The following is a 14,831-nucleotide window of genomic DNA, read 5'->3' as shown; positions in this document are numbered from 1 at the left end:
CGCCCGGTTACATTCCGAACCCGGAAGCTAAGCCTCACAGCGCCGATGGTACTGCAGGGGGGACCCTGTGGGAGAGTAGGACACCGCCGAACAATTTTTCAAAAAGGTCGGATCCTGAACTTCGGTTCGGGGTCCGGCCTTTTTCTGTTGGCCGTAACGTGTCGTTCACCCTCCGCGCCCAGCATCCAGCACATGGGAACTGCTGCAATGCTCAGGGCCGCCGGCGTCGGTATCGGTGACGAGGTCGTGGTGCCGGCCTTCGGAAACGTCGAAGTCGCCGAGGCCGTGAGCCTGGCGGGTGCCCTCCCGGTGTTCGCCGACATAGACCCGGTGACGTACTGCCTCGACCCGGCCGCGGTCGAAGCGGCCGTAACAGAGCGCACGGCGGCCCTCGTTGCCGTACACCGCTTCGGACGGCGGGCCGACATCGGGCGGTTGCACGCGCTCGGACAGCGGCACGGGCTGCTGGTGCTGGAACAGGCCGAGTCCGAGGCGCCGTACGACGAGATAGCGCAGCGTCGGGAACGGGCGGCGTATCTCGACGCCAGGCTGAAGGGTGTACGGACGCCCGACGGCGGCGACGGGCACACCTATCAGCAGTACGTCGTGCGGGTGCCGGGCAACGGCCGGCCGGACCGGGACGCCTTCGCTCGGGCCTTGCGGGGCAAGGGAGTTGCGTGCCGGGTGCCGGTGAAGACGCCCGTGCACCGGTTGCCGGAGTACCGGCGGTGCGTGGATCTGCCGGAGACCGAGCTGGCCGCGGAGGAGACGCTGGCGCTGCCCGTGGAGGCCGCGCTGACCAAGCGGGAGATGCAGCGGATCGCCTCCGCCTGCAACGCCCTTGGCGGTCTGCTTCAGCCAGCCTTCTGAGGGCCGCCCGAACGAATTTGGGAACTGGGGCCACTTCGGGGTACAGTTTTCTTGTCGCCGAGAGGGAAACCTCGAAAACGACAAGGCCCCTATAGCTCAGTCGGCAGAGCGTCTCCATGGTAAGGAGAAGGTCAACGGTTCGATTCCGTTTGGGGGCTCCAGCAAACAGGCCCCACCCTTTCGGGTGGGGCCTTTCGCATGTCCCGTGACGCTCACGCGTCCTTGTGGATTCCCGGGACCCGCATCGCGAGGATCGCCATGTCGTCCGAGGGGGCGTCCGACGCGAAGCGCTCCACCGCGCGCATGATGCGCGCCGCGACCGCGCCCGCGGTCAGGCCCGTGCACGTGGTGAGGACGTCGGCGAGGCCGTCGTCGCCCAGCATGCGCGTGCCCTCGCGGCGTTCGGTGACGCCGTCCGTGACGCAGAGCAGCACGTCGCCGGGGTCGAGGGTGACGGCCTCCTCGTGCAGTTCCAGGTCCTCGATGACGCCCAGCAGGGGCTGCGGTTCCGCCGCCGGCACCACCGTGCCGTCCTGGCGCAGGCGCAGCGGAAGCGGGTGTCCGGCGCAGACCACCTTGAGTTCGGCGCTGCCGTCCTCCTGCGGGCGCAGTTCGCCGTAGAGGAGGGTCAGGAAGCGGCTGCGGTCGCCCTCGTCGAGGATGGCGGAGTTCAGACGTTCCAGAACGGCGGGGCCGGACAGGCCCTCCCGGGCGAGCAGGCGCAGGGCGTGCCGGGCGAGGCCGGTGACCGCCGCCGCGTTGGGGCCCGTACCGCAGACGTCGCCGATGGCGAAGCCGTAGGCGCCGTTGCCGATGGGGAAGACGTCGTAGAAGTCGCCGCCGACCTCGTTGCCCTCGCCGGCCGCGCGGTAGATGACCTCCACCTCGACGCCGTCGATGTTCGGCAGGCCGGGCGGGAGGAGGCTGCGCTGGAGGGACTGGCTGATGGCCGTGCGCTCCGAGTACAGGCGGGCGTTGTCCAGGGCGAGGGCGGCCCGGCGGGACAGGTCCTCGGCCAGTTCGAGGATCTCCTGGCGGAAGTGCTCGTCGGTGGGCTTGCCCAGGGTGAGCATGCCGATGACCCGGTTACGGGCGACCAGGGGCAGGACGACCGTCTCGCCGCCGACCGCGGAGGCCGTCGCCAAGGTCGGGCCGATGCCGGAGGCGAGCTGGTGCGTGGGGCCGCCGGCGAGGCCGAGGCTGCGCATGGAGCTGCGCAGGGCCGCCTGGTGGGCGACCTCGCCGGGGGTCGTCCAGACGCGGGCGCCCGGGGTGGGTACCGGGTCGGGCGGGGCGATCTTCGACAGCAACGACTTGATGCCGTCGATGAGTTCCTCGTCCTCGTGCAGGACGTACGACAGATACGGCTCCGAGGCCTGGTCGGCGATCGTATAGACGGCGCACCAGGTGGCCAGGGTGGGGACCGTCATCTGGGCCATCAGGGCCAGGGTCTGGTCGCGGTCGAGGGTGCCGGCGAGCAGGTCGGAGGCCTCGACCAGGAAGCTCAGGGAGCCGCGGCGCAGCCGCTCCAGCTCGCCGAGGCGGGCCGACTCGACGGCCAGGGCGATGCGGTCGGCGGCGAACTGGAGGCGCAGCGCCTCCTCGTTGGTGTATCTGCCGGGTGCCTCGGCCGCGACGCCGAGGGAGCCCGTGAGACGGCCCTCGACCTTGAGCGGGACCGTGACGACCGAGCGCATTCCGGTGCCGGCCAGCAGCGGGACGGCTCCGGGGACGGCGTTGAGGTCGTCGTGGACGGCGGGCATGCGCGCGGAGCCGTAGCGGCCGGGGCCCGCCTCGACGGGCACGCGCGCGAAGCGCTGGCGGGCCGAGGGCAGGCCGGTGGAGGCGCGGACCTCCAGCTCGGTCTCGTCGTCGGTGGCGAGCAGCAGGAACGCGGAGTCGCCGTCGAGCATGTCGCGGGCGCGTTCCACCGTGCGCTGGAGCAGGCCGTCGAGGTCGTCGGGGGCGGGGGAGCCGATGAACAGCTCGAAGGGGTCCGCGCTCTGGCCGTCCGCGGAGGTGCTCTGGTCGCCGGCGGGGACGCGGGGCGGGGTTTGCAGGACGGCGCGTTCGTGGTCGCGGACCAGGAGGCAGACGGTGGAGGGCTCGCCGCCGGTGTCGCGGACCCGGAGGTGGGAGGCGTACACCGGGACGACCCGGCCGTCGGCGCCGCGGATGCCGTAGCTGCCCTCCCAGCGGGAGAGCTGGAGGGCCTCGGCGACGCCGGTGCTGGTGCCCGGGGTGTGCGGCCAGGCGGCGAGTTCCGTCAGGGGCATGCCGATGACCTCGGCCGCCGGATAGCCGAAGAGGTCCTCGGCGTCCTCGTTCCAGGCGGCGACGGTGCCCTTGCGGTCGATCTGGAGGACGGCGACGCGGACCCGGCCGTCGGGGGCCAGCGGAAGCAGCTCGGCGGGCAGGGACGGGCCGGCGGCGCGGGTGCCGGCCGGGCGTTCGGGCAGGTTGAGCTGGAACCAGACGTTTTTGTGGGTGGGCGTGTAGTCCACGCCCCAGCGGGTGGCCAGGGCTGCGCACAGCTGGAGTCCGCGGCCGCCCTCGCGGTCGGGGCTGCCCATGGCGACGGCGGAGTGCTGGAGCGGAACCTCGCGCTCGGGGTAGCGGTCCGAGACCTCGATGCGCACACTGTCCTCGGAGCGCAGGCAGAGCACCTCCGCGTGCGTGCCCGCGTGGACGACGGCGTTGGTCACCAGTTCGCTGGTGAGGACGACGGCGTCGTCGACGATGTCGGCGAAGCCCCAGCCCTGGAGGGTGTCGCGGACGAAGGACCGGGCGGTCGCGACCGATCGCCCGACGGGCTCGAAACTGGCGGCCGCGCGCGCGGTGATCACAGAACTCCTCGGCCGGTTGTCTACGTACAGGGCTGCGGGGCCGGCCGGCTCGCGCCGCTGCTGCGGCATCAGCGCGCCCGTCGGCTGTTGCTCCGGGGGCTGTCCCCCGGGGATCAGTCCGGTGGTCATGGTCTGCGGCCGCCCCTCCGATGCCCGCTCGTGCTCGTGCCACCGCCCAGGCCGGTGGGACCGGTGCGGCTGGACAGCCGCATGCAAGGTTACTTACCTTCGCCGTCCGGGCGGATGCCGGTCGCCGGTGTTTACGCCCCCAGGGTGTGCGGACGGTGTGCGAAGCTGCCGAACTGTTATGGCCTGGTTCGGACGGGGTGAAACACTGGGCAGGCTTCTGACGAAGGTCGGGTCGCGCCGCGTGTTTTCCGTGTACGACGGGCAGCAGCCCTTGGTGTGGCCGGATCTCGTCTGGCACAAATACGCATCAGTAACGGGTACGCGGGAGTAACCGGTATGCCGAGGACCGGCACGCCGGGGCCGAAGCGGCCGAGCACAGCAGTTACGGTCAACCCCTCCGGGAGGGACACAGTGGAGTCTGGCGCGGCGACGCGGGGCACGAAGACGCGCGCGAAGGGCGGACCGTCCCGGGGCGGGAGCGGCGGTACGACCGTCGTGGACACAGCCGCCCTGCACCGGCTGCTGGCCGCTCTGGTGTCGATGCGGGACGGCAATTTCCGCAAGCGGCTCACGGTGTCCGGGGACGGCGTGATGTCGGAGATCGCGGCGGTCTTCAACGAGGTGGCCGACCGCAATCTGCATCTGACCGGGGAGCTGTCGCGGGTACGGCGGATGGTCGGCCGTGAGGGAAAGCTCACGGAGCGGCTGGAGACGGGGGCCTGCGAGGGGTCCTGGGCGACGGCGATCGACAACTCCAACGCCCTGGTGGACGATCTCGTCTGGCCGGTGTCGGAGGTCAGCCGGGTTCTGACGGCGGTGGCCGAAGGTGATCTGTCGCCGCGGATGGAGCTGCGGACCCAGGCGCCGGACGGAGCCACCGGGCATCCGCTGCGGGGCGAGTTTCTGAAGGTCGGCCGTACCGTCAACAACCTGGTCGACCAGCTCTCCACGTTCACGGACGAGGTCACGCGCGTGGCCAGTGAGGTCGGTACCGAGGGCAAGCTCGGCGGCCAGGCCCGGGTGCGCGGTATGTCCGGTTCCTGGAAGGACCTGACGGAGTCCGTCAACACGATGGCGGACCGGCTGACCGCGCAGGTGCGGGACATCGCGCTGGTGACCACGGCGGTCGCCAAGGGTGATCTGTCGCGCAAGGTGACCGTCCATGTCGCCGGCGAGATGCTGGAGCTGAAGAACACCGTCAACACGATGGTGGACCAGCTGTCGGCGTTCTCCTCCGAGGTCACCCGGGTGGCCCGGGAGGTGGGTACCGAGGGCATGCTGGGCGGTCGCGCGCAGGTGCCCGGGGTGGCCGGTGTGTGGAAGGAGCTGACCGACTCCGTCAACACGATGGCGGGCAACCTGACCGCGCAGGTGCGGGGGATCTCGCAGGTCACGACGGCTGTCGCGAACGGTGACCTGTCGCAGAAGGTGACGGTTCCGGCGCGGGGCGAGGTGGCGCAGCTCGCCGAGACGATCAACCAGATGACCGAGACGCTGCGGATCTTCGCGGACGAGGTCACCCGGGTGGCGAACGAGGTCGGCGCGGAGGGGCGGCTCGGCGGTCAGGCGAACGTGCCGGGCGCGGCCGGCACCTGGAAGGACCTGACGGATTCCGTCAACACGGTGTTCCGGAACCTGACGACGCAGGTGCGGGACATCGCCGCGGTGACCACGGCCGTGGCCAGCGGTGATCTGTCGCAGAAGGTCACCGTGGACGTGGCCGGCGAGATGCTGGAGCTGAAGAACACCGTCAACGGCATGGTGGACCAGCTGTCGTCGTTCGGTGCCGAGGTGACCCGGGTGGCGCGGGAGGTCGGCGTCGAGGGTGAGCTGGGCGGTCAGGCGCAGGTGCCGGGCGCGGCCGGTGCCTGGAAGGACCTGACGGACTCCGTCAACACCGCGTTCCGAAACCTCACCGGTCAGGTGCGCAACATCGCCCAGGTGACCACGGCGGTGGCCAACGGCGATCTGTCGCAGAAGGTCACGGTCGACGTCTCCGGTGAGATGCTCCAGCTGAAGAACACCGTGAACACGATGGTGGACCAGCTGTCGAGCTTCGCGGACCAGGTGACGCGGATGGCCCGGGACGTGGGTACGGAGGGCCGGCTGGGCGGTCAGGCCCGGGTGGACGGGGTGTCGGGCACCTGGAAGGAGCTGACGGACTCCGTCAACTTCATGGCGGGCAACCTGACGTCCCAGGTGCGCAACATCGCCCAAGTGACGACGGCGGTGGCCAACGGCGATCTGTCGCAGAAGATCGACGTGGACGCGCGCGGCGAGATCCTTGAGCTGAAGAACACGATCAACACCATGGTTGATCAGCTGTCCGCCTTCGCCGACCAGGTGACCCGGGTGGCCCGGGACGTGGGTACCGAGGGGCGCCTCGGTGGGCAGGCGCAGGTGCCCGGCGTCGCCGGTGTGTGGCGGGACCTGACGGACTCGGTGAACGGCATGGCCGGCAACCTGACCGCTCAGGTGCGCAACATCGCCCAGGTGGCCACCGCGGTGGCCCGGGGTGACCTCTCCCAGAAGATCACCGTGGACGCGCGCGGGGAGATCCTGGAGCTGAAGAACACGCTGAACACGATGGTGGACCAGCTGTCGTCGTTCGCGCAGGAGGTCACCCGGGTGGCCCGTGAGGTGGGTACGGAGGGCATCCTCGGCGGTCAGGCCGAGGTGCAGGGTGTCTCCGGCACCTGGAAGGACCTCACGCAGTCCGTGAACTTCATGGCGAACAACCTGACCATCCAGGTGCGCAACATCGCCGAGGTCACGACCGCGGTGGCCAAGGGCGACCTGTCCAAGAAGATCACTGTTGACGCGAAGGGCGAGATCCTTGAGCTCGTCACGACGGTCAACACGATGGTTGATCAGCTGTCCAGCTTCGCCGAGCAGGTGACCCGGGTGGCCCGTGAGGTGGGTACCGAGGGCATTCTGGGCGGTCAGGCGCATGTGCCGGGTGTCACCGGTATCTGGAAGGACCTGAGCAACAACGTCAACCTGATGGCCAACAACCTGACCATGCAGGTGCGGAACATCTCCCAGGTCGCGTCGGCCGTCGCCAACGGCGACCTGACGCGTCAGGTGACGATCGAGGCGCGCGGCGAGGTCGCGCAGCTCGCCGACACCATCAACATCATGGTCAAGACGCTGAGTTCGTTCGCGGACCAGGTCACCAAGGTGGCCCGTGAGGTGGGCACGGACGGCATCCTGGGCGGTCAGGCGCATGTGCCGGGCGTGGCCGGCACCTGGAAGGACCTCACGGAGTCCGTGAACCAGATGGCGTCCAACCTGACCGGTCAGGTGCGCAACATCGCCATGGTGACCACGGCGATCGCCAAGGGTGACCTGACGAAGAAGATCGACATTGACGCGCGGGGCGAGATCCTCGAGCTGAAGACGACGATCAACACGATGGTCGACCAGCTGTCCAGCTTCGCCGAGGAGGTCACGCGGGTGGCCCGCGAGGTGGGTACCGAGGGGCAGCTCGGCGGCCAGGCACGCGTGCGTGACGTCGACGGCACCTGGCGGGACCTGACCGAGTCGGTGAACGAGATGGCCGGGAACCTGACCCGGCAGGTGCGTGCCATCGCGCGCGTGGCGACCGCGGTGACCCGCGGCGACCTGAACCTGAAGATCGACGTCGACGCGTCCGGCGAGATCCAGGAGCTTCAGGACTACATCAACAAGATGATCGCCAACCTGCGCGACACCACGATCGCCAACAAGGAGCAGGACTGGCTCAAGGGCAACCTCGCCCGGATCTCCGCGCTGATGCAGGGCCGCCGGGACCTGGAGGACGTGGCCTCGCTGATCATGAGCGAGCTGACTCCGGTGGTCTCCGCGCAGCACGGTGCCTTCTTCCTCACGATGCCGCTGACGGAGGGCAAGGACGTCGGCGACGGCGACGAGGACTACGAGCTGCGGATGCTGGGCTCCTACGGCTATCTGACGGGGTCCATGCCGACCTCGTTCCGGCCCGGTGAGGCGCTGGTCGGCACGGCCGCCAAGGAGCGGCGCACCATCCTGGTGGAGAACGCGCCCAGCGGCTATCTGAAGATCTCCTCCGGGCTCGGCGAGGCCCCGCCCGCGCAGGTGATCGTGTTGCCGGTGCTGTTCGAGGGCACGGTGCTCGGGGTGATCGAACTGGCGTCCTTCACGCCGTTCACCCAGATCCAGAAGGATTTCCTGAACCAGATCGCCGAGATGATCGCGACCAGCGTCAACACCATTTCGGTCAACACCAAGACCGAGCAGCTGCTGAAGCAGTCGCAGGAGCTGACCGAGCAACTGCGGGAGCGGTCGGCCGAGTTGGAGAACCGCCAGAAGGCGCTCCAGGCGTCCAACGCGGAGCTGGAGGAGAAGGCCGAGCTGCTGGCCCGGCAGAACCGCGACATCGAGGTGAAGAACACCGAGATCGAGGAGGCCCGGCAGGTCCTGGAGGAGCGCGCCGAGCAGCTGGCGGTGTCGATGCGCTACAAGAGCGAGTTCCTCGCCAACATGTCGCACGAGCTGCGCACCCCGCTGAACTCGCTGCTGATCCTGGCCAAGCTGCTCGCCGACAACGCCGAGGGGAACCTCTCCCCGAAACAGGTGGAGTTCGCCGAGACCATCCACGGCGCCGGCTCCGACCTGCTCCAGCTGATCAACGACATCCTCGACCTGTCGAAGGTCGAGGCGGGCAAGATGGACGTCTCTCCGACGCGCATCGCGCTCGTGCAGCTCGTGGACTATGTGGAGGCCACCTTCCGGCCGCTGACCGCCGAGAAGGGCCTGGATCTGTCGGTGCGGGTGTCGCCGGAGCTGCCGGCCACGCTGCACACCGACGAGCAGCGGCTGCTTCAGGTGCTGCGCAACCTGCTCTCCAACGCGGTGAAGTTCACCGACTCCGGCTCGGTGGAGCTGGTGATCCGGCCGGCCGGGGCGGATGTGCCGCAGTCGATCCGGGAGCAGCTGCTGGAGGCCGGTTCGCTGACCGATCCGGCAGGTGAGCTGATCGCGTTCTCGGTGACCGACACCGGTATCGGCATCGCGGCGAGCAAGATGCGAGTGATCTTCGAGGCGTTCAAGCAGGCGGACGGCACGACCAGCCGCAAGTACGGCGGCACAGGCCTCGGCCTGTCGATCTCCCGGGAGATCGCGCAGCTGCTCGGCGGCGAGATCCACGCGCAGAGCGAGCCGGGCCGCGGTTCGACGTTCACGCTGTATCTGCCGCTGCACCCGAGCGAGCTGCCGCCGCAGGGCTACCAGCAGTCGGTGGCTCCGCTGGAGGCCGGCGAGCTGCTCGCCTCGGAGTCTGGTCAGTCCTCGGAGCTGTCCGCCGCGGAGATCGAGACGCCGGCCGAGGTGAAGTCGTACCGGGAGACGCAGAACGGCCCCGCGGCGCTGTTCCGGCGCCGGCGGCGCAGTCTGCCGCAGGGCGAGCAGCGGCCCGAGCAGTGGACGGTGGTGCCCGAGCCGGAGAGCCCGCCGCAGTCCGCGCGCGCGGTGCGGTTCGGCGGCGAGAAGGTGCTGATCGTCGACGACGACATCCGCAACGTGTTCGCCCTGACCAGCGTCCTGGAGCAGCACGGGCTGTCGGTGCTGTACGCGGAGAACGGCCGCGAGGGCATCGAGGTGCTGGAGCAGCACGACGATGTCGCGGTGGTGCTGATGGACATCATGATGCCGGAGATGGACGGGTACGCCACGACCACGGCGATCCGCAGGATGCCGCAGTTCGCCGGGCTGCCGATCATCGCGCTGACCGCGAAGGCGATGAAGGGCGACCGGGAGAAGGCGCTCGACTCGGGCGCCTCCGACTATGTGACCAAGCCGGTCGACCCGGACCATCTGCTGACCGTGATGCAGCGGTGGATGCGCGGGGAGTGACGGCGCCGGCTGCCGGGGACGTTGACCGCCGGGGAACTCCGGGCGGGTGCCGGGAGTTCCCCGCGTAGGGTGGCTGCGCACGTATGGAACGCGGGATTCCGGGAACCATCCCGACCCATGCCGCGTTTCCGTTATGTGCACAGTGACATCGCGGTGACAGGGTGTGGCGACAGGCGGGGTGCGGCTACGATGACCGGCACAAGGACGGGCGGCGAAAGGGAGTCGTCCCCTGGGGCGGCGCCCGGTGTACCGCCGGGGCGAGGAGGGCGGGCCATGGTGCAGAAGGCCAAGATCCTCCTGGTCGATGACCGGCCGGAGAATCTGCTGGCGCTGGAGGCCATCCTCTCTGCGCTCGATCAGACGCTGGTGCGGGCATCGAGCGGGGAGGAAGCGCTCAAAGCACTGCTCACGGACGACTTCGCGGTCATTCTGCTGGACGTCCAGATGCCGGGCATGGACGGGTTCGAGACAGCGGCGCACATCAAGCGGCGGGAGCGGACCCGGGACATCCCGATCATCTTCCTCACGGCGATCAACCACGGACCGCACCACACCTTCCGCGGTTACGCGGCGGGGGCGGTGGACTACATCTCCAAGCCGTTCGACCCGTGGGTGCTGCGCGCGAAGGTCTCGGTCTTCGTCGAGCTGTACATGAAGAACTGCCAGCTGCGCGAGCAGGCGGCGCTGCTGCGACTCCAGTTGGAGGGCGGCGGCAAGGGCGCGGTCGGCGGCAAGGAGTCGGCCGGGCTGCTCGCCGAGCTGTCCGCGCGGCTCGCGGCCGTGGAGGAGCAGGCCGAGGCGCTGTCCAAACAGCTGGACGACGACTCCGCGGACGCCGCCGCGGTGGCCACCGCGGCCCATCTGGAGCGCAAACTCACCGGTCTGCGCCGCGCGCTCGACGCCCTGGAGCCGGGCGCCGGAACCGGCGGCTCCTCGGTGCCCGTGCAGAACTGACGTACGCCGCGCGGCGAGTTGTCCGTGAGCGTGCGTCAGTTCCGGGTCCGGGCAGGGGCGACACGAACGGGTGAAGCAGTGGGCACACGTGTCCCCTGTCGTCTCCCCCGGTAACCTCACACCCATGGCCTCACGTCCCTCCGCAGCCAAGAAGCCGCCCGCGAAGAAGGCGGCCGCTCCCGCGAAGGCTCCGGCGAAGAAGGCCGCAGCGAAGAAGGTCCCGGCCAAGAAGGCGCCCGCCAAGAAGGCCGCGGTGAAAAGGGCGGTGCCGCCGAAGCCGGCACCGAGCCCCACCGGGGGCGTCTACCGGCTGGTGCGTGCGCTCTGGCTGGGCCTCGCGCACGCCGTCGGCGCCGTCTTCCGCGGCATAGGGCAGGGCGCGAGGAACCTCGACCCGGCGCACCGCAAGGACGGCGTCGGGCTGCTGCTGCTCGGCGTCGCCCTGATCGTCGCGGCCGGCACCTGGGCCGATCTCAAGGGGCCCGTCGGCGACCTGGTGGAGATCCTGGTCACCGGCGCCTTCGGCAGGCTCGACCTGCTGGTGCCGATCCTGCTCGCGGTGATCGCCGTACGGTTCATCCGGCACCCGGAGAAGCCGGAGGCGAACGGCCGGATCGTGATCGGTCTGTCCGCGCTGGTCATCGGCGTGCTCGGCCAGGTCCACATTGCCTGCGGCTCGCCCGCGCGCAGTGACGGCATGCAGGCGATAAGGGACGCCGGCGGCCTCATCGGCTGGGCGGCGGCCACCCCGCTGACGTACACCATGACCGACGTGCTCGCCGTACCGCTGCTGGTGCTGCTGACGGTCTTCGGGCTGCTCGTGGTGACCGCCACCCCGGTCAACGCCATCCCGCAGCGGCTGCGGGCGCTCGGCGTACGCCTGGGCGTGCTGCACGACCACGAGGCCGACGAGTTCACCGAGGACGACGTGCGCTACGAGGAGCAGTGGCGCGAGGCGCTGCCCGCGCGCCCCCGCAAGCGCTCGTCCGCCCCGCAGCCGTACGACCCCGACGGCGCGGAGGAGGAGGCCCTCTCGCGGCGCCGGAGCCGCCCCAGGCGCTCCGCGGTGCCCCAGCCGGATCCGCAGCGCCAGATGGACGCGGTGGACGTCGCCGCGGCGGCAGCGGCCGCGCTCGACGGCGCCGTGCTGCACGGCATGCCGCCGTCCCCACTGGTCGCCGACCTCACCCAGGGCGTCAGCGTCGGCGACCGGGAGGACACCACCCCGGTGCCCGCGCCCGCGCCCGCGCCGGCTCCTGCGCCCACGCCGGTGCCGGCCGCGCGCCCCAGGCAGGAGAAGCTCCAGCCCGGAGTCGTCCCGGATCTCACCAAGAAGGCCCCGGCAGAACCCCGCGAGCTGCCCGCGCGCGCGGAGCAGCTCCAGCTGTCCGGCGACATCACCTATGCGCTGCCCTCGCTCGACCTGCTGGAGCGGGGCGGCCCGGGCAAGGCGCGCAGCGCCGCGAACGACGCGGTCGTCGCCTCCCTCACGCAGGTCTTCACCGAGTTCAAGGTGGACGCCGCCGTCACCGGCTTCACCCGGGGCCCGACGGTCACCCGCTACGAGGTCGAGCTGGGCCCCGCCGTGAAGGTGGAGCGGATCACCGCGCTGACCAAGAACATCGCGTACGCGGTCGCCAGCCCGGACGTGCGGATCATCAGTCCCATCCCCGGCAAGTCGGCGGTGGGCATCGAGATCCCGAACACCGACCGGGAGATGGTGAACCTCGGCGACGTACTGCGTCTCGCGGAGTCCGCCGAGGACGACGACCCGATGCTGGTCGCCTTCGGCAAGGACGTCGAGGGCGGGTACGTGATGCACTCGCTGGCGAAGATGCCGCACATGCTCGTCGCCGGTGCCACCGGCTCCGGCAAGTCGTCCTGCATCAACTGTCTGATCACCTCGGTGATGATGCGGGCCACCCCGGAGGACGTGCGGATGATCCTGGTCGACCCCAAGCGGGTGGAGCTGACCGCCTACGAGGGCATCCCGCACCTGATCACGCCGATCATCACCAACCCCAAGCGGGCCGCCGAGGCGCTCCAGTGGGTCGTCCGCGAGATGGACCTCAGGTATGACGACCTGGCCGCCTACGGGTACCGGCACATCGACGACTTCAACCGCGCGGTGCGCGAGGGCAAGGTCAAGCCGCCGGAGGGCAGTGAGCGGGAGCTCCAGCCGTACCCGTACCTGCTGGTGATCGTGGACGAGCTGGCCGACCTGATGATGGTCGCCCCGCGTGACGTGGAGGACGCGATCGTGCGCATCACGCAGCTCGCGCGCGCGGCCGGCATCCACCTGGTGCTCGCCACCCAGCGGCCCTCGGTCGACGTGGTCACCGGTCTGATCAAGGCGAACGTGCCCTCCCGGCTGGCGTTCGCCACCTCCTCGCTGGCCGACTCCCGGGTCATCCTCGACCAGCCCGGCGCCGAGAAGCTCATCGGCAAGGGTGACGGCCTGTTCCTGCCGATGGGGGCGAACAAGCCGACCCGTATGCAGGGCGCGTTCGTGACCGAGGAGGAGGTCGCGGCCGTCGTCCAGCACTGCAAGGACCAGATGGCGCCGGTCTTCCGGGACGACGTCACCGTCGGCAGCAAGCAGAAGAAGGAGATCGACGAGGACATCGGCGACGACCTCGACCTGCTGTGCCAGGCGGCCGAGCTGGTCGTCTCCACCCAGTTCGGGTCGACGTCCATGCTCCAGCGCAAGCTGCGCGTCGGCTTCGCCAAGGCCGGGCGGCTCATGGACCTCATGGAGTCCCGCAACATCGTGGGACCGAGCGAGGGCTCCAAGGCGCGTGACGTGCTGGTGAAACCCGACGAGCTGGACGGCGTGCTCGCGCTGATCCGCGGGGAGTCCGACGGGTAGCCCGAAGGGCCGTCCGGCGGACACGGGTTACGCCGGGCGGCGGCATCGCCGTGATCCACCCGTTAGAGAACGACGGGCAACCGTTTCCCTTTGTCGCACGTCCAGTTGAGCGAAAGGACAGATAGGCGTCCCAAGCTGGGGTACCTGCCTGTCCAGCCCTCGGGATGACCGGCCATTCCGATGGCGTACAAAGTCCGACCGCCCGGTTGCCCCACCCTTTCGTACCCCCCCTAGACTGAGCTTCCAGCACAGGTGGCTACACGCTCGAAAGGCGCCCCCGTGTCCATCGGCAACTCCCCTGAAGACGAGCGTCCGTTCCCCGACGAGTCCCAGGAACCCCGTGCCTCCGTCGGCCGCGCGCTGCGGCAGGCGCGGATCGCGGCGGGGCTCACCGTGGACGATGTCAGCAGCGCCACTCGTGTCCGTATCGCCATCGTGCACGCCATCGAGGCGGACGATTTCGCGCCCTGCGGCGGTGACGTGTACGCGCGCGGGCACATCCGCACGCTGGCGAGGGCAGTCCACCTCGATCCCGAGCCGCTGATCACCCAGTACGACGCCGAGCACGGCGGCCGTCCCGCGCCCACCCCGGCCGCACCGCTGTTCGAGGCGGAGCGGATCCGTCCGGAGCGGCGGGGGCCGAACTGGACCGCGGCCATGGTCGCCGCGATCGTCGTCGTGATCGGCTTCGTCGGGTTCACCGCGGTCAAGGGCGGTGGCTCCGGCAACGACGCGAAGACCCAGGTCGCCGAGGGCGCCACGCCCAGCGTCGGCAAGACCGCCGCGCCCACGCCGAAGAAGGACAAGCCCGCGGCGCCGACCACGGAGCCCTCCGACAGCGCCATCGCCGCCGCACCCCAGGACAAGGTCACCGTCCAGGTCAGCGCGCCGAACGGGCGCAGCTGGATCTCGGCCAAGGACCACAACGGCCGGATGCTCTTCGACGGGCTGCTCAAGCAGGGCGAGTCCAAGACCTTCCAGGACAGCTCCAAGATCAACCTGATCCTGGGTGACGCCGGTGCCATCCAGCTCTACGTCAACGGCAAGAAGATCGAGGACGACTTCCAGCCCGGCGCGGTGGAGCGTCTGACCTACACGAAGGGCGATCCCGAGGTCGGTTAGGGCCTCTCTTTCGGATCTTGCCGGCGTCGCCAGAAGGCGCCGGCGCCGCAGCCGACCTGATCCGAAAGAAAGGCCCTAGGTGTGCTGTTCGGACAGGTTGGTGACGCGGCTGGCTGGTGTTTGGCCGCTGATTCCGGTGTGGGGTCGGTGGTAGTTGTACCAGTCCAGCC

Annotated in this window: 6 protein-coding genes, 1 tRNA gene and 1 rRNA gene; 7 read left to right on the top strand and 1 reads right to left on the bottom strand. The window is 69.9% G+C overall.

What is annotated here, in order from left to right:
• The 3 genes from rrf to ACWCV9_RS37360 form a co-directional block, all read left to right on the top strand.
• Positions 1–92: ribosomal RNA gene (gene rrf / locus ACWCV9_RS37370) — 5S ribosomal RNA — on the top strand; the annotation flags it as partial.
• Between the two features lie 115 nt (positions 93–207).
• Entirely contained in the window at positions 208–870 is a 663-nt protein-coding gene (locus tag ACWCV9_RS37365; RefSeq protein ID WP_450793457.1) for a DegT/DnrJ/EryC1/StrS family aminotransferase, read from the top strand.
• Positions 871–955: 85 nt separating this feature from the next.
• A tRNA-Thr gene (locus ACWCV9_RS37360) sits at positions 956–1,031 on the top strand.
• A 51-nt stretch (positions 1,032–1,082) separates the two neighbouring features.
• Here ACWCV9_RS37360 and ACWCV9_RS37355 read toward each other — a convergent pair.
• Complete coding sequence (locus tag ACWCV9_RS37355; RefSeq protein WP_450793455.1) at positions 1,083–3,845, bottom strand: SpoIIE family protein phosphatase; 2,763 nt, start codon at positions 3,843–3,845, stop codon at positions 1,083–1,085.
• Positions 3,846–4,256: 411 nt separating this feature from the next.
• On the opposite strand from ACWCV9_RS37355, the gene ACWCV9_RS37350 reads away from it, so the two are divergent.
• The 4 genes from ACWCV9_RS37350 to ACWCV9_RS37335 all read left to right on the top strand — a co-directional run bounded on the left by ACWCV9_RS37350 (position 4,257) and on the right by ACWCV9_RS37335 (position 14,661).
• Positions 4,257–9,716 (top strand): HAMP domain-containing protein, encoded by a 5,460-nt coding sequence (locus ACWCV9_RS37350; RefSeq protein WP_450793453.1) that lies wholly within the window; start codon positions 4,257–4,259, stop codon positions 9,714–9,716.
• 273 nt (positions 9,717–9,989) lie between these two features.
• Positions 9,990–10,670 (top strand): response regulator, encoded by a 681-nt coding sequence (locus ACWCV9_RS37345; RefSeq protein WP_385840338.1) that lies wholly within the window; start codon positions 9,990–9,992, stop codon positions 10,668–10,670.
• 124 nt (positions 10,671–10,794) lie between these two features.
• On the top strand, positions 10,795–13,539 hold the full coding sequence (locus ACWCV9_RS37340; RefSeq protein WP_450793450.1) for a DNA translocase FtsK: 2,745 nt from the start codon (positions 10,795–10,797) through the stop codon (positions 13,537–13,539).
• A gap of 279 nt (positions 13,540–13,818) precedes the next feature.
• The gene (locus ACWCV9_RS37335; protein ID WP_385840340.1) at positions 13,819–14,661 is read left to right on the top strand and encodes a helix-turn-helix domain-containing protein; all 843 of its coding nucleotides are present in this window, start codon (positions 13,819–13,821) and stop codon (positions 14,659–14,661) included.
• Positions 14,662–14,831 lie beyond the last annotated feature (170 nt).

This window comes from Streptomyces sp. NPDC001606, assembly GCF_053596835.1.
The sequence above is the reverse complement of the archived record's forward strand: the minus strand, read 5'-3'. Positions and strand labels throughout refer to the sequence as shown.

What these genes read in the sequence shown, in the direction of transcription:
- ACWCV9_RS37365 (WP_450793457.1), top strand. Translation starts at nt 208, where the DNA reads ATGCTCAGGGCCGCCGGCGTCGGTATCGGTGACGAGGTCGTGGTGCCG.
- ACWCV9_RS37355 (WP_450793455.1), bottom strand. Translation starts at nt 3,845, where the DNA reads ATGACCACCGGACTGATCCCCGGGGGACAGCCCCCGGAGCAACAGCCG.
- ACWCV9_RS37345 (WP_385840338.1), top strand. Translation starts at nt 9,990, where the DNA reads ATGGTGCAGAAGGCCAAGATCCTCCTGGTCGATGACCGGCCGGAGAAT.
- ACWCV9_RS37340 (WP_450793450.1), top strand. Translation starts at nt 10,795, where the DNA reads ATGGCCTCACGTCCCTCCGCAGCCAAGAAGCCGCCCGCGAAGAAGGCG.